The organism is Amycolatopsis sp. CA-230715 (assembly GCF_018736145.1).
In the GTDB taxonomy this organism is placed as follows: domain Bacteria; phylum Actinomycetota; class Actinomycetes; order Mycobacteriales; family Pseudonocardiaceae; genus Amycolatopsis.
Window position 1 is genome coordinate 2,201,939 of the sequence record NZ_CP059997.1, and the last position, 20,011, is coordinate 2,221,949.

Annotated in this window: 6 protein-coding genes; 1 reads left to right on the top strand and 5 read right to left on the bottom strand. The window is 70.3% G+C overall.

What is annotated here, in order from left to right; translation table 11 throughout:
• Positions 1-18 precede the first annotated feature (18 nt).
• The 5 genes from HUW46_RS48270 to HUW46_RS09945 form a co-directional block, all read right to left on the bottom strand.
• Positions 19-13,755, bottom strand: coding sequence for an SDR family NAD(P)-dependent oxidoreductase (locus tag HUW46_RS48270; RefSeq protein ID WP_442860971.1), 13,737 nt, complete (start codon positions 13,753-13,755; stop codon positions 19-21).
• Between the two features lie 223 nt (positions 13,756-13,978).
• Entirely contained in the window at positions 13,979-15,238 is a 1,260-nt protein-coding gene (locus tag HUW46_RS09930) for a glycosyltransferase (protein ID WP_215546980.1), read from the bottom strand.
• A gap of 90 nt (positions 15,239-15,328) precedes the next feature.
• Entirely contained in the window at positions 15,329-16,588 is a 1,260-nt protein-coding gene (locus HUW46_RS09935) for a glycosyltransferase (RefSeq protein ID WP_215546981.1), read from the bottom strand.
• A gap of 35 nt (positions 16,589-16,623) precedes the next feature.
• Positions 16,624-17,997: a glycosyltransferase gene (locus tag HUW46_RS09940; RefSeq protein WP_215546982.1), complete on the bottom strand. Its 1,374-nt coding sequence runs from the start codon at positions 17,995-17,997 to the stop codon at positions 16,624-16,626.
• A gap of 106 nt (positions 17,998-18,103) precedes the next feature.
• On the bottom strand, positions 18,104-18,358 hold the full coding sequence (locus tag HUW46_RS09945; protein ID WP_215546983.1) for a hypothetical protein: 255 nt from the start codon (positions 18,356-18,358) through the stop codon (positions 18,104-18,106).
• Positions 18,359-18,813: 455 nt separating this feature from the next.
• On the opposite strand from HUW46_RS09945, the gene HUW46_RS09950 reads away from it, so the two are divergent.
• The gene (locus HUW46_RS09950) at positions 18,814-20,004 is read left to right on the top strand and encodes a macrolide family glycosyltransferase (RefSeq protein ID WP_215546984.1); all 1,191 of its coding nucleotides are present in this window, start codon (positions 18,814-18,816) and stop codon (positions 20,002-20,004) included.
• Positions 20,005-20,011: the final 7 nt, after the last annotated feature.

Consider the following 20,011-nt stretch of genomic DNA (forward strand, 5'->3'; position numbering starts at 1 on the left):
GCGTGCGCGACAGTCACCTCAGGACATCCCCAGTTCTTTGTCGATCAGGTCGAAGAGGTCGTCGCCGGTAGCGGTCTCGAGTTCGTCGTCTCCGCCGGTGCCCGCCGAACCGGGCGCCGCCGCGTTCCACACGGACAGCAGTTCCTGGAGCCGCGCCGCGACCACGGCGTGCTCTCCGTCGCTCGGTTCGGTCGAGGACAACGTCGACTTGAGCCGGTCGAGCATGGCTTCCAGGGAGACCGGTGAGCCGGCCTCCTTCGCGGGTCCGCCGTGGCCGAGTTCGCCGCGGAGGTAGTCGGCGAGGACGGTGGGATTCGGGTAGTCGAACAGCAACGTGGCGGGCAACTGCAAACCGGTGACGGTGTTGAGCTGGTTGCGCAGTTCCACCGAAGTGAGGGAGTCGAAACCCATCTCCTGGAACGCCTTGCCCGCACCGACAGCCTCACCATCGGCATACCCGAGCACCGCCGCGACCTGATCCCGCACCACACCCAGCAACACCTCCCGCTGCTCCGGCTCACCCAACCCGGCCAGCCGATCCGCCAACCCCGCACCACCCGACACCGCACCACCCGCGCTGGCGACACGCCGCCCACCACGCACCAACCCCCGCAACAACGCCGGAACCCTGACCGCACCACGCAATCCGGCCAGGTCCAAGTCGACCGGGACCAGCGTCGATTCGTCCATAGTGGACGCGGTGGTGAGCAGCTCGAGTCCCTGCTCGGAGGAAAGCGGGCGCATACCGTCGCGGGCCATCCGCTGGATGTCGGCGTCGTCGAGGTCACCGGTGATGGCGCTGCGCTGCGACCACATGCCCCAGGCGAGGGACTGCGCGGGGAGCCCGTTCGTGCGCCGGTGCGTGGCCAACGCGTCGAGGAAGGCGTTCGCGGCAACGTAATTGCCCTGCCCGGCCGCACCGAAGGTCGCCGCTGCCGAGGAGAAGAGTACGAACATCGCCAGGTCGTTGTCGGCGGTCAGTTCGTGCAGGTTCCAGGCCGCGTCGACCTTCGGCCGCATGACCGCATCTAGGCGTTCCGGCGTCAACGCCGAGACCACACCGTCGTCAACCACACCGGCCGTGTGCACCACACCCGTCAGCGGATGCTCAGCCGGGATCGACTCCAGTACAGCGGCGAGTGCGTCACGGTCGGCGGCGTCGCAGGCAACCACTTTGGCGTGGGCGCCGAGGTCGGCCAGTTCGGCGATCAGTTCGGTGGCGCCATCGGCGGCGGGGCCACGGCGGCTGGTCAGCACCAGGTTCCGCACACCGTGTTCGGTAACCAAGTGCTTGGCGACGAGGCCGCCGAGGGTCCCGGTGCCGCCGGTGACCAACACCGTGCCCTCGGGATCCAACGCGGTAGGCATGGTCAACACGACCTTGCCCACATGCTTGGCCTGGCTCAAAAACCGCATCGCTTCCGGCGCGCGCCGCACATCCCAGGACCGGACCGGCAGCGGTGTCAGCACGCCCTGTTCGAACAGGTCGAGCAGTTGCACCAGCATTTCCTGGACCCGGTCCGGAGACGCCTCGATCAGATCGAACACCCGATACGCGACACCGGGATGCTCCGCTGCGACCTGATCGGGGTCACGCTGGTCGGTCTTGCCCATCTCCAAGAACCGCCCACCCCGGGGCAGCAACCTCAGCGACGCGTCGACGAACTCCCGCGCCAAGGCGTCCAGCACCACATCCATCCCACGACCACCCGTCGCGGCCAGGAACTTCCCCTCGAACTCCAGATCACGCGACGACGCCACATGATCGGCATCAAAACCCTGACCCCACAACACCTCCCACTTACCCGGCGACGCCGTACCAAACACCTCAGCACCACACCACCGCGCCAACTGCACCGCCGCCATCCCCACCCCACCAGCAGCCGAATGCACCAACACCGACTCACCAGCACCCAACCCACCCAAATCAAACAACCCGAAGAAGGCGGTCAGGAACACGATCGGCGTCGTCGCCGCCTGCTCGAAACTCCAGCCCGACGGCATCGGCACCACCCGCCGCCGGTCGGTGGTCGCGACCAGGCCGAACGACCCGTCGAACAACCCCATCACCGCATCACCGGGACGGAGGTCGGTCACCCCGGACCCGACCTCGACCACCACACCCGCGGCCTCCAAGCCCATCGGCCCATCACCAGGGACAACCCCGAGCGCCAGCAACACGTCACGGAAGTTCACCCCGGACGCCCGCACCGCGATCCGCACCTCACCCGCACCCAGCGAAGCCACCGACTCCGGACAATCCAGGGGCTCCAGATTCGCCAGACTCCCCCGCTCACGCACATCCAACCGCCACGGCGAACCCGGCAACACGAGCGCGTCATCGCGGACCTTGGCCAACCGCGGCGCATACACCGCGCCCTCGCGCACCGCGAGCTGCGGCTCATCCAGCGCCAGCAACGCCCCCAGGAGTCCGGGCGCGAGCGCGCCACCGTCGTGGTCGAGCACCAGGAACCGGTCCGGATGCTCCGACCGCGCCGACCGTGCCAACCCTTCGGCGGCCGCTACCGCCGGATCGATCACCTCGCCCGGCCGCACCGCGACCGCGCCCGTGGTCACCAGCACCAGCTTCGTGCCGAGCCACCGGTCGTCAGCCAGCCACTCCTGCACCAGCCCCAACACCGACCCGGCCAGCGACCTCGCCGCACCCACCGGCGACCCCGCGCGCCCCGAAACCGGAACCACCACCGCCGAAGGCACCGCACCGGATCCGGCCAGCGCGGCCAGATCCGCGAACACCGGCAACCCCAGCGAATCCGTACCCAGTGCCACGCAGTCCACTTCGGACTTCGGCCCGACGGTGACCGGGGTCCAGTCCACCCGGAACAACGCGTCGGCGCGGCGTCCCGCCGCGACCTGGTCCCGCGAAACCGGGCGCATGCTCAGTGAGCGCACCGACACCACCGGCGCGCCCGTGTCGTCGGCGACCTGCACCGACACCCCGCTCGCGCCCTCCTTGGCCAGGCGGACCCGGCCCGTGCGCGCGCCGGAGGCGTGCACCGACACCCCGGTCCACGCGAACGGCAGTCCTACGCTGCCCTGCTCGTCGGTGACCAGGTCGCCGAACCCGACCGCGTGCAGCGCCGCGTCCAGCAGCGCCGGGTGCACGCCGAACTTCGTCGCGTCCTGCTCGCCGTCCAGGGAGACCTGGGCGAACACCTCGTGGCCACGAACCCACACGCCGGTCAAGCCCTGGAACGCCGGGCCGTACTCGTAGCCCTGCGCCGCCAGTTTCGCGTAGACCTCGGTCACGTCCGGGATTTCGGTGGCGTCGCGGGGAGGCCATTCCGCGAGGTCGAACTCGGCTGCCTCCGGCTGCTCGGACAGCATGCCGACGGCGTTGCGCTCCCAGTCGCCGTCGCCGTCCTGCGGGCGGGAGTGCACCGAAACCGGCCTGCGCCCCGCCTCGTCCACCGCGCCCACCGCGACCTGCAGTGCCACCGCGCCCTGCTCGGGCAGGACGAGCGGTGCCTGCACCATGAGTTCGTCGATGCGGCCGAAGCCCACCTCGTCGCCGGCGCGCACCACCAGCTCCACGAACGCGGTCCCGGGCACCAGGACGGTGCCTGCGATGAGGTGATCGGCCAGCCAGGGATGCGACTGCACCGACAGGCGGCCGGTGAAGACGTACCCGTCGGTTTCCGGCAGTTCCACGCCCGCGCCGAGCAGCGGGTGCTCGGCGGCCCGCTGCCCGACCGAGGACGGGTCACCGGCCGATTCCTCGTCGAGCAGCCAGAAGCTCTGGTGCTGGAAGGCGTAGGTCGGCAGGTCGACTCGACGCGCGCCGGTTCCGGCGAAGAAGGCTTCCCAGTCGAGCGCGACCCCGGCCACGTGCGCACCGGCCACCGCCGCCAGCAGGGTCTGCGGCTCGTCGCGGTCGCGGCGCAGCGCGGTCACCGTGGTCACGTCGGACACCGACTCCGCGGCCATCCCGGTGAGGACGCCGTCCGGGCCCAGCTCCAGGAACGTGGTCACGCCCTGATCGGCCAGGTACTGGACGCCGTCGGCGAAGCGGACCGCCTGACGCACGTGGCGGACCCAGTAGTCCGGATCGGTCACATCCGCGACCGCACCGGTCACATTGGACACCACCGGAATCGACGGTGCTTCGAAGGTCAGGCTTTCCGCGACCTTGCGGAAGTCCGCCAGCATCGGCTCCATCCGCGGCGAGTGGAACGCGTGGGAGACCTTGAGCCGCTTGGTCTTCCACTCCCACGCCGACTCGAATCCGGCGATTATCTCTTCATCACCCGCGACCACGACCGACCTCGGCCCGTTGATCGCCGCGATCGACACCCGCTCTTCAAGCCCTTCCAGCAACGGAGCGATGTCGTTCTCGGTGGCCTGCACCGAAAGCATTGCCCCACCGCTGGGAAGTGCCTGCATCAGTCGGCCCCGCGCCGCCACCAACGCCGCAGCATCCTCAAGAGACAACACCCCCACGACATGCGCCGCGGTCAGCTCACCAATCGAATGCCCCGTCACGAAATCCGGACGCACACCCCACGACTCCACCAGCCGGTACAACGCCACTTCCAGCGCGAACAGAGAAGCCTGCGTGTACTGCGTCTGATTGAGCAGCTCACCGTCCTCGGCGAACATCAACTCCTTGATCGACCGATCCAGGGACCTGTCCAGTTCCACACACACCGCATCCAACGCGGAAGCGAAAACGGGGAACTCCCCATATAGCTCCCGGCCCATCCCCGCACGCTGCGAACCCTGACCAGAGAACAACACCGCGGACTGGCCACCCGAAACCGACCCCGTGAGCACACCCGGCGCGGGCCTGCCCTCGGCGATCGCGTCCAGGGCCCGCTCGAATTCCGAACGGGTCGACGCGACCACCGCGGCGCGGTGTTCCAATGCGGTACGCGTGCGCGCAAGGGAATATCCGACGTCCACAGTGGACGACTCTGGCAGTCCGCCGAGATGGCTCCGCAGCCTCGCCGCTTGCGCCCGCACGGCCTGTTCCGTCTGCCCGGACAGCGGCCAGATCGTGCGCACGTCGTCTTCGGCAGTCCGGTCGGCAGGGGCCGCCGAAGGTGCCTGCTCGACGATCACGTGCGCGTTCGTCCCGCTCAGTCCGAACGAGGAAACCCCGAACCGGCGCGGCCGGTCGCGCTCCGGCCACGGCGTCGGTTCGGTCAGCAGCGACACCGCACCCGCCGACCAGTCCACATGCGACGAAGGCTCGTCGATGTTGAGGGTCTTCGGCAGCACCCCGTGCCGCATCGACTCGACCATCTTGATCACGCCAGCGACACCCGCGGCAGCCTGTGTGTGCCCGATGTTCGATTTCACCGAACCGAGCCACAGCGGCTCGTCCCGCTCCTGGCCGTAGGTCGCCAGCAACGCCTGCGCCTCGATCGGGTCACCCAGCGTGGTCCCCGTGCCGTGCGCCTCGACCGCGTCCACATCGGACGGGGACAGCCCGGCGTTCGCCAGCGCACGCCGGATCACCCGCTGCTGCGACGGGCCGTTCGGCGCGGTCAGCCCGTTCGACGCGCCGTCCTGGTTCACCGCGGAACCGCGCAGGACGGCGAGCACCTGGTGGCCGTTCTTCCGCGCGTCGGAAAGCTTTTCGAGCAGGAGGACGCCGACGCCTTCACCCCAGCCGGTGCCGTCCGCCGCCTCGGCGAACGGCTTGCACTTCCCGTTGGGGGCGAGCCCGCGCTGACGGCTGAAGTCCACGAACGCGGCCGGGGTCGCCATCACGGTCACGCCGCCCGCGAGCGCCATCGTGCACTCGCCCGACCGCAGCGACTGCGCGGCCCAGTGCAGCGCCACCAGCGACGAAGAGCAGGCCGTGTCCACGGTGACGGCGGGGCCTTCGAGCCCGAGGGTGTAGGAGACCCGGCCCGAGGCCACGCTGCCGAAGCTGCCGTTGTCGAGATAACCCTCGAGGTCACCGGGAACGGTACGCAGCCGGGACGCGTAGTCGTGGTAGATCAGGCCCGCGAACACACCGGTCTGGCTGCCGCGCAGCGACGCCGGGTCGATCCCGGCCCGTTCGAAGACCTCCCAGGACGCTTCGAGGAGCAGCCGCTGCTGCGGGTCCATCGCGAGCGCCTCGCGCGGAGAGATCCCGAAGAACTCCGGGTCGAACCGGTCCGCGTCGTGCAGGAACGCACCGGTCCGCACGTAGGAGGTGCCGGTGCGGCCGGGGTCGTCGTCGAAGAGCCCGTCGAGGTCCCAGCCACGGGTCTTCGGGAACTCGGTGAACGCGTCGCCCCCTTCCGAGACGAGCCGCCACAGGTCCTCGGGCGATCCGATCCCGGCGGGGAACCTGCAGGCCATCGCGACGATGGCGATGGGGTCGTCCCCGGTTGCCGCGACGACCGGCGCGGTCACGGCGGGTTCGTCCGAGTCGCCGACGATTTCGGTGCGCAGGTAGCCGACCATCGCGGTGAGCGTCGGGTAGTCGAAGATCAGCGTGGCGGGCAGCCGGAGCCCGGTCGCCGCGCCGAGGCGGTTGCGCAGTTCCACCGCGGTGAGCGAGTCGAACCCCAGGTCCTTGAACGCCCTGCCGGTTTCGATCGAACCTGGGCGGTTGTGCCCGAGCACCGAGGCGACCTGGTCGCGCACGAGGTCGAGCAGCAGCGCGTCGCGTTCCGCACCGGGCAGCCTCGCCAGTCGTGCCTTCCACGAACCGTCGTTGTCCACAGTGGACACCGTGCGCCGTGCGGGTGTCCGCACCAGGCCGCGCAGCACGCTGGGGACCTGGCCGGAGAGCGCGCCGAGGTTCACCCGCATCGGCAGGAGCAGCGCGTCGTCCATGCCCAGCGCCGCGTCGAGCAGCGCCAGTCCGTCCTCTGTGGACAGGGGTGCCATCCCGGCTCGGCGCATGCGCGCCACGTCGGCGTCGGAAAGGTGCGCGGTCATCCCGCTGCGCGTCTGCCAGAAGCCCCAGGCGAGCGATACGCCGGGCAGCCCGTTCGCGCGGCGGTGCGCGGCGAGCGCGTCGAGGAAGGTGTTGGCGGCGGCGTAGTTTCCTTGCCCGGCGTCGCCGAAGGTCGCCGATGCCGAGGAGAACAGCACGAAAGCAGCGAGGTCGTTGTCGGCGGTCAGTTCGTGCAGGTTGAGCACGGCGTCGACCTTCGGTCGCATGACCGCAGCTAGGCGTTCCGGTGTCAGTGCGGAAACCACACCGTCGTCGAGTACGCCCGCCGCGTGGATCACGCCGGTGAGCGGGTGTTCCGCTGGGATCGCTTCCAGCACGGCGGCGAGTGCGTCACGGTCGGCGGCGTCGCAGGCAACCACTTCGGCGTGGGCGCCGAGGTCGGTCAGCTCGGCGACTAGGTCGGCCGCGCCATCGGCGGCGGGGCCACGGCGGCTGGTCAGCACCAGGTTCCGCACACCGTGGTCGGTAACCAAGTGCTTGGCGACGAGGCCGCCGAGGGTCCCGGTGCCGCCGGTGACCAACACCGTGCCCTCGGGATCCAACGCGGTAGGCATGGTCAACACGACCTTGCCCACATGCTTGGCCTGGCCCAAAAACCGCATCGCTTCCGGCGCGCGCCGCACATCCCACGACCGCACCGGCAACGGCGTCAGCACGCCCTGCTCGAACAGGTCGAGCAACTGCACCAGCATCTCCTGGACCCGGTCCGGAGACGCCTCAATCAAATCGAACACCCGATACATCACACCGGGGTGCTCGGCAGCCACCTGCTCCGGATCGCGCTGATCGGTCTTGCCCATCTCCAAGAACCGCCCACCCCGGGGCAGCAACCTCAGCGACGCGTCGACGAACTCCCGCGCCAACGCATCCAACACCACATCCACCCCACGACCACCCGTCGCGGCCAGGAACTTCCCCTCGAACTCCAGATCACGCGACGACGCCACATGATCGGCATCAAAACCCTGACCCCACAACACCTCCCACTTACCCGGCGACGCCGTACCAAACACCTCAGCACCACACCACCGCGCCAACTGCACCGCCGCCATCCCCACCCCACCAGCAGCCGAATGCACCAACACCGACTCACCAGCACCCAACCCACCCAAATCAAACAACCCATAAAACGCCGTCAAAAACACGATCGGCGTCGACGCCGCCTGCTCGAACGTCCAGCCCGACGGCATCGGCACCACCCGCCGCCGATCCGAAGTCGCGACCAGGCCGAACGACCCGTCGAACAGGCCCATCACCGCATCACCCGGCCGCAAATCCGTCACCCCGGACCCGACCTCAACCACCACACCCGCGGCCTCCAAGCCCATCGGCCCATCACCAGGAACAACCCCGAGCGCCAGCAACACGTCACGGAAGTTCACCCCGGACGCCCGCACCGCGATCCGCACCTCACCCGCACCCAACGGAGCCACCGACTCCGGACAATCCAGGGGCGCCAGATTCGCCAGACTCCCCCGCTCACGCACATCCAACCGCCACGGCGAACCCGGCAACACGAACGCATCCCCGGAATCCGCTCGCGCCAACCTCGGCACGAGCACTCCGCCGCCGCGCACGGCGAGCTGGGGTTCGTCGGTGGCCAGCGCCTTCGCCAGTACTTCCGCGGGCGCTTCTGCCTCGTCGAGGTCGAGCAGCACGAACCGGCCGGGGTTCTCCGACTGCGCGGACCGCACCAGGCCCCACACGGCCGCGCTCGACAGGCCCGGGGTGTCCTCTCCCGGGGCCGTGGCGACCGCGCCGTGCGTGACGACCACCAGCCGCACCGCGTCGAGCTGCTCTTCGGCGAGCCAACTCTGCAGCAGTGCCAAAGCGTTGTGTGCAACCGATTCCGGCCCGGCGGTGCACGAAGCGAACACCACTTCGGGTTCTTCGGCACCGGCGGTGATCGCGGCCGCGAGCGCGGCGGGATCGTCGAACCGGCGAGCCACCCGCACACCGGAATCCGCCAGCTCGGCGAAGGCCGCCGGGTCCACCGCGTCCGCACCGGTGACGAGCGAGGTCCAGTCGAGGCGGAACAGCGACTCGTGCCGAGCCGGGCGCAGCTGGCTCGCGGAAACTTCGCGCAGGGTGAGCGCGTCGACGGAGGCGACCGGCCTGCCCGAGGTGTCCGCCACGGTCACCGCGAGCGCGTCGCGCCCGGCCGGGGCCAGCCGGACCCGGAGCGCGGTGGCGCCCGCGGCGTGCAGCGAGATCCCGGTCCACGAGAACGGCAGCCGCGCGGCCGCGCAGTCACCGGTGGCGGGGTTCAGTTCGGCGGCGTGCAGGGCGGAATCGAGCAGGACGGGGTGCAGGCCGAACTCGCCGGTGCTCCCTTCGGGCAGCGCCACGTCGGCGAACACCTCGTCACCGCGAACCCAGCCCGCGCGGAGCCCGCGGAAGGCGGGGCCGTAGCCGTAGCCGCGTTCGAGCAGCCGCTCGTAGAAGCCGTCGAGCGAGACGGCGGTCGCGCCCTCCGGCGGCCACACGTCCCATGTGGACGGTTCGGTGGGCTGGCTCTCGGCGAGCGCACCGGTGGCGTGGCGGGTCCACGACCGGTCGTCGGATCCGGCCTCGCGCGAGTGCACGGTGAGGGTGCGGCGGCCGGTCTCGTCCACCGCACCGGCGACGAGCTGCACCTGCACGGCACCGGTTTCGGGGAGCACCAACGGTGCTTCCAGGGTCAGTTCGTCGACCACGCCGCAGCCGAGCTGGTCGCCCGCGCGGATCGCCAGTTCGACGAAAGCGGTGCCGGGCACCAGGACCGATCCGGATACCGCGTGATCGGCGAGCCACGGGTGGGTGCGCACCGACAACCGGCCGGTGAACAGGAAACCGTCGGTGTCCGCGAGCGGCACCCCGGCACCGAGCAGCGGGTGCCCGGCCGAGCCGAGGCCGAGCACGGCGGGATCGGTGGCGGCCGGGGCTTCCAGCCAGTACCGCTCGCGCTGGAACGCGTAGGTGGGCAGGTCGACCCAGTTCGGGGCGAATTCCTCGAAGGCGGCAGGCCAGTTCACGTCGAGACCGCGTGTGTACGCCTCGGCGAGCGACAGCAGGAGCCGGTCGGATCCGCCTTCGGTGCGGCGCAGGGTCCCGATCGCGGCACCGTCGATTTCGGTGCTGTCCAAGGTTTCCTGCACGCTCATGGTCAGCACCGGGTGGGCGCTGGACTCGACGAAGAACCGGTAACCCTGTTCGGATAGGGCCCGGGTCGCCTGCTCGAATTTGACCGTGTGGCGCAGGTTCTCCACCCAGTACCGGGCGTCCAGCTCCGTGGTGTCCTGCCAGTCCGCGGTCAAGGTCGAGAAGAACGCGACCTCGCCCGCGCGGGGCTGGATCGGAGCTAGAACCTCCAGCAGACGGTCGCGAATGGACTCCACCTGCGGAGTGTGCGACGCGTAGTCCACCGCGATCTTCCGCGCCCGGACTTCTTCCGCCTCGCACTCAGCCAGGATCTCGGCGAGCGCCTCGGGCTCACCCGCGATCACCGTGGTGCCGGGACCGTTGACCGCGGCCACCGCGACCCGATCACCGAACCGAGCAATCCGCTCCACCACAGCACTCTCCGGCTGGGCGATCGAGACCATCCCGCCCTTACCGGCCAGCTCATCCCGGATAGCCTGGCTCCGCAACGCCACCACGCGGGCACCATCCTCAAGGGACAACGCGCCCGCGACCACGGCGGCCGCGATCTCACCCTGCGAGTGACCGACCACCGCAGCAGGCTCCACACCAAAAGACCGCCACACCGCGGCCAAAGACACCATGACCGCCCACAACGCGGGCTGTACAACGTCGACGCGCTCCAAGGCAGCTTCGTCGCCGACCACCTCGGTCAGTGACCAGTCCACAAAGGACGACAACGCCCGCTCACACTCGGCAAACCGGGAAGCGAACACCGGCGAAGACGACAGCAGATCGAGGGCCATCCCGACCCACTGCGACCCCTGCCCGGGGAACACGAACGCGACCTGACCGCGCACCTCGGCCGCACCCGCGATGACGTTCGGCGCGGACCCGCCCGCGGCGAGCGCGGACAGCGCATCCCGGAACTCCGCGGTGTCGCGCGCGACCACCACCGCGCGGTGCTCCAGCGCCGCGCGCGTGGTCACCAGCGAGAAGCCGACGTCCGGCACGGACAGGCTCGGGTTCGCGTCCACATGCGACAGTAGACGGCCCGCCTGCGCGGCGAGCGCGGCCTGGCCCCGGCCCGACAGCACCCAGGGCAGCGCGTCCGCCACCGGCGCGGAGTCGTCCGAGCGCCCGAACACCCGGGCCCAGTCGACGGCGGCACCGCGCACGAACAACTCGGCGAGCGCGGCGGCCGGCTCGAAGGACGGCCCCAGCGCGATCGCGTCCGGTGTCGCGTTTTCCTCGGCCTGCCCGGCCCAGTAGGCGGGGTCGGTCGCGTCGCCGAGCGCCAGCGGCACGCGCGGTTCGTCGAACGAAAGCAGTTCGGTGAGCCAGCCGAGTTCCCGGCGGCGCTGCTCCGCGTCACCGGTGCCGGTCGACTCGCGGACCCGGCCACGGCCGATCACCAGCGCCGCGGCGTCGGGCAGCGACAGCACACCGGCGACGTGCGCGGCGGTGACCGCACCGACCCCTCGACCGGTCAGCTTGACGGCGTGCACGCCCCACGAACCGAGCAGCCGCTCCGCCGCCACGCCGACGGCGAAGGTGAGCGCGTCGGCAGCAAGCGAAGGCGCGGCGACATCCTGGGCGAGCACCTCGCCGAGCGGACGGTCGAGGTGCAGGTCCAGTTCGGCGCAGGTTTCGTCCATTCCGGCGGCGAAGGCCGGGAACGCTTGGTACAGCTGGCGAATCCGGTCGGCGCGGACGTCGGAAGTGTCCTCGAAGGACAGCACGGCCTCGCCCGCGGCACCGGTGAAAACACCCGTGCCGCCGTCGGCGATCGCACCGAGCCCGCGGAGCACCTCGTCCCGATCGCGGGCACCGAACGCCGCGCGGTATCGCGGGTGACGGGTTCCGGTGGCGAGCGCACCGGCGAGTTCCTCGTGCGTTTTTCCTTCCGCGGCAGCGAATTCCGCCTGGAGCCGCCGCGCTTCGGCGCGCAGCCCGTACTCGGTGCGCGCGGACAGCAGCACCGGCACCGCACCGGCGGGCAGCGGCTCCCCGTGCGCGTCGTCCTCGGCCACCGGCACCGGCGCCTGCTCCAGCACGACGTGCGCGTTGGTCCCGCTGAACCCGAACGAGGACACCGCGGACCGGCGCGGGCGCGCGGTTTCCGGCCACGCGCGCCGCTCGGTCAGCAGTTCCAGCGCACCGGCCGACCAGTCGACGTGCGGCGACGGCTCGGTGACGTGCAAGGTCTTCGGCAGCACGCCGTGACGCATCGCCTGCACCATCTTGATCACCCCGGCGACCCCGGCCGCGGCCTGGGTGTGCCCGAAGTTGGACTTCACCGACCCCAGCCACACCGGCTCGGCCCTGTCCTGCCCGTAGGTCGCCTGGAGTGCCTGCGCCTCGATCGGATCACCCAGGGTGGTGCCGGTACCGTGCGCCTCGACGACGTCCACATCGGACGGTTCGAGCCGCGCGTTGGCAAGCGCCTGGCGGATCACCCGCTGCTGCGACGGACCGTTCGGCGCCGTCAACCCGTTCGACGCGCCGTCGGAGTTCACCGCGGAACCCCGCACCACGGCCAGCACCCGGTGTCCGTTGTGGACAGCGTCGGAAAGGCGTTCCACGACGACGAATCCGGCGCCCTCGGCCCATCCGGTGCCGTCGGCGTCCGCCGAGAACGCCTTGCAGCGGCCATCGGGGGCGAGGCCGTTCTGCCTGCTGAACGCGAAGAAGGAACCGGGGCTCGACAGCACGGCGACGCCACCGGCGAGCGCGAGCGACGCCTCGCCGTGGCGCAGCGACTGGCAGGCCTGGTGCAGCGCCACCAGTGACGCCGAACAAGCGGTGTCGACGGTGACCGCGGGCCCTTCGAGACCGAGCGCGTAGGCGATCCGGCCGGACACCACGCTGCCCGCGGTTCCGGTGACGAGGTGCCCTTCCATCCCGTCCTCGGCGTCGGGCAAGCGCGGGCCGTACTCCTGCGCCTCGGCGCCGACGTACACCGCGGTGCGGCTGCCGCGCAGCGACAGCGGGTCGATCCCGGCCCGTTCGAGCGCCTCCCAGGCGACTTCGAGCACCAGCCGCTGCTGCGGGTCCATGGCAAGGGCCTCGCGCGGGGAGATCCCGAAGAAATCGGCGTCGAACTCGTCCGCGTCGGGGAGGAAGCCGCCCTTGGTGACGTACGTCGTACCCGGCGCCGTCGAATCGGGGTCATATCGGGAATCGAAATCCCAGCCGCGATTGTCGACGAATTCGGAAATTGCGTCGCCGCCTCCGGAGACGAGTTCCCAGAATTCTTCCGGGGTGCGCACCCCGCCGGGATAGCGGCAGCCGATGCCGACGATCGCGATCGGCTCGTCGGTGTCGGCCGGTCCCGCGGGGGCCCAGTCCTGGTCCTCGCCGAGGACCAGCGCGAGCAGCGCGGTGGCCAGCGCCTCGCAGGTGGGGTGGTCGAACGCGATGGTGACGGGCAGGCTCAGCCCGGTCGCCTCGGTCACCCGCCGGTGCAGCTCGACGGCGGCGAGCGAACCGACTCCCAGCTGGTGGAACGGCTGGTCCGGGGGCAGGGAACCGGGGGCGTCGGCGCCGAGGGCACCCAGCGCGCTCACCCGCACCAGCTCGACGAGCGTCCGCTTCGCCTCGGCCCGCGGCATCGCCGCGATCCGCCGCTCGAAGGGAAGTGCGCCGCGTTCCGTCCGCGCGGCCTCCGGGGTACTCGTCATCGCACTCCACCAACCCCACCGGAAGTGAATACCTGTACGTCCGCCGCGCGCCGGTCGGCGAAAGGAACGTGGTTTTCCTGGCCAGCTCCGGTCGTCACTCCCACCCCACCGTAATTCAGGTCATATGCCACCCGATAATGAGCGCACAGCATTCGCACTAGCCTAAATACGTATTGACCATAGCCCAGCGACCACCGGTGGCCGCCCCCTAAAGACCCCTATTTTGCCTGCCGGACCAGCGGTTCCGGAGCGGTCAGCCGACCTGTTCGACCGCCTCGATGATGCGGCCGGAACCGTCCTCCTCGGCCACCTTCGCGGCCACCTCCCCGGCGCGCTCGCGGTACGCCGGATTCGACACCGCGGCGTGCAGCGCGTCCCCGAGCAGATCGGCCGTGAGCTTTTCGAACGACACCGCGCCGGGGCTGAGCCCGACCTTGGTGACCTGGTTGCCCCAGAAGTGCGCGTCGGCGATCATCGGCACCACCACCTGCGGCACCCCGCTGCGCGTGACCGCGCCGGTGGTGCCGGCACCGCCGTGGTGCACCGCGGCGGCCGCCTGCGGCAGCAGCCAGTTGTAGTCCAGCTCCCCGCTGACGGTCAGCACGTCCTCGCTGTCCGTCGAAAGCCCGGCCCAGCCCGCCTGGACGATCCCGCGCAGCCCGGCCTTGCGCAGCGCCTCGGTGACGATCCCGCTGAGCAGCTCGCCCCTGCCCTCGCCGGACATGCTGCCGAACGAGATGAACACCGGCGGCGGACCGGCCGCGAGGAAATCGGTCAGCTCGGCCGAGGGCTGCCAGTACTCCGCGGGCGCGGGCCACCAGTAGCCGACCACCTTCACGTGCTCCGGCCAGTCCTTCGGCCTCGGCAGCAGTTCGGGGCTGTAACCGTAGTAGACGTTCGCGCCGGTCGAATCGTACTTGCGCTTGACCGGGCCCAGCCCGAGTTCCGCGCGCAGCTTGTTGATCGAGCCCTTGCTCGCCAGGTGCGACACCACGCCGAGCACCTCGTACAGCGCCTTGTTACCCCAGCCGCCGATCGAGCGGCCGAGCCCGACCCCGAGCGGCGGGAACTCCCTGGTGGGTTCGGTGGGGCCGACGAACGCCGGGATCGCGGGCATGCCGAGCGCTTCCGCGACGTGGAAGCCGACCGCGCCGAACATCGACGGGATCATCACGTCGGCGCCCTTCTTCGCCGCGGCCAGGATGTCCTGCGCGGTGTGGTGCACCGTCGCGGCGTACCCGCGCAGCACCTTGGTGCCCTGGACGGCGCTCTTCACCCCGGAGCCGGACTCCTGCCAGCGGGTCATGTCCTCCGACGCCTGGCTCTCCTTGGCGTCGCCGACCACGGGGTGGAACTCCATCCCCGCCGACTCGATCATGTCGCGCCACTGCTCGAAGGCGACGATGCCGACCTGGTGGCCGGCCTTGGCCAGCCGGACGCCCATCCCGTGATAGGGCCCGAAGTCACCGCGTCCTCCCGGAGCGACGATCAGTACCTTCTTGGGCTGGGTCACAGAACTCTCCTCTTTCGACGAGTAGCCGGCCGCAGCGACGGTAACCCCGCGCGGGACCCGGCCAGCACCCCTAACGGCCCCTATAGGGCCTCAGCGGATCTGGTTGACCGCCTCGACGATGTGGCCGGCGCCGTCCTCCTCGGCGACCCGGGCGGCGACCGTCTCCGCGCGCTGGCGGTAGGCAGGGTTCGCCACGGCGGCCTTGATCGCGTCCCCGAGCCGGTCCGCGGTGAGCTTCGCGAACGGCACCACGGCCGGGCTCAACCCCAGCTTCACCAGGCGGCTCGCCCAGAACGGCTGGTCGGCGATCATCGGCACCGGCACGTGCGGGACGCCCGCCCGCAGCACCGCGCCCGCCGTGCCGACACCGCAGTGGTGCACGACCGCGCTGGTCCTCGGCATCAGCCAGCCGTGGTTGACCTCGCCCCGCACGGTCAGCACGTCGTCGCCGCTGACGTCCAGCCCGGCCCAGCCCGCCTGGACGATGCCGCGGACGCCCGCCTTGCGCAGCGCCTCGGTGACGATCCCGCTGAGCTGCTCGCCCCTGCCCTCGCCGGTCATGCTGCCGAACGAGATGAACACCGGCGGCGGACCGGCCGCGAGGAAGTCGACCAGCTCGGCGGGGGGCGCCCAGCCGCCGGTGGCCGCGGGCCACCAGTAGCCGACGACCTTCGCCCCGTCCGGCCAGTCCTTCGGCTTCGGCAGCAGCTCGGGGCTGTAGCCGTAGTAGACGTCGCGCTTCTTGGCGGGATCGGGTTTCTCCGCGGGTGGCAGGCCCAGATCGGCGCGCAGCTGCGCGAGCGGGTCCTTGCCCGTCCGCTTCGCCACCTTGTCGATCAGCGTGTAGAGGGCGCGGTTCCCGAACCGGCCCAGTGACCGCCCGATGCCCAGCACCGGGGGCGGGAAGGCGCCGGTCGGCTCGGTGGGGCCGACGAAGGCTTCGATCGAGGGGATCTCCAGGCTCTCCGCGACCATGAAGCCGACGATCGCCAGCAACGACGGGATCATCACGTCCACGTCCTGCTCGGCCGCCGCGACCATCTCCATACCCTGCTCGTGGAACTCGCGCGCGACCTCCTGTGCGGCGCGCAGGCCGTCCACCGCCTTCTTGGCCCCCGTGTCGGCGTCCTGCCAGTGCCGGAACAACTCGGCGTCCTGGTCCGCGCGAGCGTCACCGGCGATCTCGTGGAACTCGAGGCCGGTGGACTCGATCATCTCGCGGTAGTGCCCGTAGGAAGCGAAGACGACGCGGTGTCCCGCCTCCTGCAACCGGACCCCCATTCCGTGGTACGGGCCGACGTCACCCCGCGAACCGGGTGCGACGATCAGTACCTTCTTGGGCTCCGTCAACAGCATCCTCGATTCGTTCGGCGGAACACGACTGATCACGAATGTCCATAAAGGACATCGCCTTCGCGCGACGCGTGGTTGGCGAGGACGATCCCGGCTGCCGCCTTGGCCCCGCCGCCCGCGCGGAGCAGTTCGGACAGCTCACCCGCGCGATCGGCGAACCGGCGGTCGACGAGCAGGCGCCGGAGCTTGCTCGTCACGTCGTCGCGGCCGAACCGCGCGGTGCGGTCGAGCACCAGACCGGCGCCGCTGTCGGCCACGCGCGCCGCGAAGTCGAAGCAGTCCATCCAGAACGGCACCACCAGCAACGGTTTCCCGAAGTAGAGGCCCTCGTTGACGCCGTTGCCGCCGCCGTGGTTGACGAACACCTTGACGTTGTCGCGCGCGAGGATGTCGAGCTGCGACGGGACCCACGTCTCGACCCGCAGGTTCGGCGGCAGCTCGGAGGGCAGCAGTTCCTGCTGCGCCGGGGAAAGCTTCCACAGCACCGAATGCGCCGGCGCCAGCTCCGCGAACGCGGACACCAGCACGGCGATCTGCTCGCGGGTCAGCCGCATGTGCGTGCCGAGTCCGACGTAGACCACGGATTCGGCGGCGTCGAGCCATTCGGCGAGCTCACCACCGGCGTCCGGCGCCTGGGGCAGCGGGGGCACCACGGTGCCCACCAGCCGCACGTGCTCGGGAAGCGGAAACTCGTACTCCACCCCGAAAACGGTGTAGGAGAGCACCGCGACCGCGGCCTCCCACGCCTTCGGCAGCTTCTCCACGCCGCCTTCCTTCGCCAGCTCGGCGCGTTTGCGTTCGAGCGCGAGCAGCGGGGTCTTGCGGACCAGCGCGGCCACCAGCCGGAGCCGGAACGCGGAGTTCGCCGCGCGGCGCCAGCCGGTCAGGTGCCGCCCGAACCCGGTGAGCGGCGCCGGATATCCCTTCGGCAGCACGCCGTCGAGTTCGGCGCTCGGCGTCGCGGGACAGCTGAGCACGAACGGGATCTCGCGCCGGATCGCGACGTCGACCAGGTAGCGCATGGTCAGGTCGAGCACCATCAGGCTCGGCCGGACCCGGTCGACGACCTCCTCCGCGCGGCGGTACATCACCTCGTACGCCTCGGGATCGGCGTCGCGGCGGAAGAACTCCACCACCGGTTTGATCGTGCGCGGGTGGCCGCCGGTGACCAGGTGGCAGGTCTCGTCGTCCCATTCCTTGTACCAGGGGTTGACGTCCTCTCCCATCGACACGAACCGGATCCCGCCGCCGAGGCGCTCGATCTCTTCGCGGCGCTCGTCGGTGGAGGCGAAGTGCAGCCCCCGCGTGCCCGCGCGGACCAGCTCGCCCGCCACGACCAGCATAGGGTTCAGCTGACCGGCCGCGCCGACCGCGCCGAACAGGATCGGCCCGTCACCCGAGGACATCCAGGAACTCCCCTATCACGTTCGGCTGGTGGACGAAAGCTGGTCACGCCAGCTAGCCACGCCCGCGGCGGGGCGGACAACCCCTACCCACCCCAGCCGGGGCCGGTCAGGCGCGCTTCTTCTTGATGTTGTCGATGACGAGGACCAGCCCGAACAGCACGACCATCGCGAAGACGGGCACCAGGTAGGTCCACACGCCCTCCAGTTCGAGGTTGAGGGACCGCGTGACGTACCCGTACAGGCCGCCCTGCTCCGCGCCGAAGATCCGCTGGCCGAGCGGCAGCAGCCCGAGCATGCCGCCCGCGGTCGCGATCAGTCCCATCAGGACGTCGTAGCCGTTCGCCTTGTTTTCCGCAGCCATGCGTTGTCCAGCCTCCCCTTCACCCCGTGACCGGTATTTGCTCCGACCACCGATCCCGGCACCGCGAATTCGATGCTCGAACCGTAGTCAGCCGCCGATGCGCCAGCAATCGGGAACCCCCGCCGATAGTCGTTCGGCGAAACAGTTCTAGACCAACGTCGTAGCGCCGCGAAAACCCGCTCCGCGTCCTGGACTCGCCCGCATTCGCCGTGACAACGCCAAAAGTTGTGCACAGCCGGACGAGCGCCAACGAGACAAATGTGAGTTTCCGGATCACCGGCGGCTCCAAAGTAGTAGTCCGAAAGTCGCACCGTCCTTTCGCGACCGGAACTGCGCACCGTCGATAACGGAGATGCGGTCGTGTTAACTTCGATCGTGACCGCTGGGTCCGAACGCCGGGCGAGGGGATAACCGCGCGCACCAGCGATTTCGGTCTGACTATCGAAAGGTGGCCGATGAGCCACATCGCATTCTGCATGCCGGCCGCGGCCGGTCACGTCAATCCGACCCTGGGGGTCGCGGCGGAGCTGATCGCCAGGGGGCACCGGGTCAGCTACGCCGCCATCGACGAGTACGCCGACCGGATCACCGAGATCGGGGCCGAGTTCGTCCCGTACCGCTCGACGCTGGCCGGGCAGGACCTGCCCACCTACACCTCCGAGGACATGGGCAGGGTGATGGGCTCGGCGCTGCGCGAAAGCAAGGCGGTGCTGCCCCAGGTGCTCAAGGCCTACCGCGGCGACGAACCGGACTTCGTCGTCTACGACTCGGTGATGGGCTGGTGGGGACGGCTCCTCGCGGCGCGCTGGCGGGTGCCGTTCGCGGTGAGCTGGCCGACGCTGGTCAGCAACGAGCACTGGTCGCTCAACGAGTACGTCAAGGTCGACCTGGACAGCACCGCGGTGCTGGCGTTCGGGCTGAGGCTGTCGCTGCTGGCCGCGAAACACCGCCTCAGCCTGGGGAACCTGCTCGAAGGCAAGGACGCCACCGCGCATCTGGTCTTCGTGCCGAAGGCGTTCCAGTTCTGCGGGGACACCTTCGGCGACCGCTACGAGTTCGTCGGCCCCGCGCTGTCCGATCGCGCCTTCCAAGGCGAATGGCGGCCGCCCGCGGACCGCCAGGTGGTGCTGGTCTCGCTCGGCACCGCCTACCACGACCGGGTCCCGTTCTTCCGCACCTGCATCGAAGCGCTCGCCGGCTCCGGCAAGCACGTGGTGCTCGCGGTCGGCGGCACCGTCGACATCGCCGAGCTCGGCGAGATCCCGCCCGGCGTCGAAGTGCACGAAACCGTGCCGCAGCTCCAGGTTCTCCAGCACGCCAGCGCGTTCGTCAGCCACGCCGGGATGAACAGCACCATGGAATCGCTCAGTTTCGGCGTGCCGCTCGTCGCGGTGCCCCAGATGCCGGAGCAGGCGGCCAACGCCGACCGGGTCGCCCAGCTCGGGCTCGGCAGGCACCTCCCGCCGGACGAGGTGACCGCGGGCGCGCTCCGCACCGCGGTCGACGAGGTGTGCGGCGACGACAGGATCGCGGAGAACCTGCGCACGATGCGCGCGGAGATCGAGGCGGCCGGCGGCGCGAAGGCCGCGGCCGACATCCTCGAAGACCTCGTCCCTGCCCAGCGCGACCGCCACACGACGCGCTAGTTTCCCT

Coding starts and splice junctions, on each gene's coding strand:
- HUW46_RS09940 (WP_215546982.1), bottom strand. CDS start 17,997: ATGTCCTCGGGTGACGGGCCGATCCTGTTCGGCGCGGTCGGCGCGGCC.
- HUW46_RS09945 (WP_215546983.1), bottom strand. CDS start 18,358: ATGGCTGCGGAAAACAAGGCGAACGGCTACGACGTCCTGATGGGACTG.
- HUW46_RS09950 (WP_215546984.1), top strand. CDS start 18,814: ATGAGCCACATCGCATTCTGCATGCCGGCCGCGGCCGGTCACGTCAAT.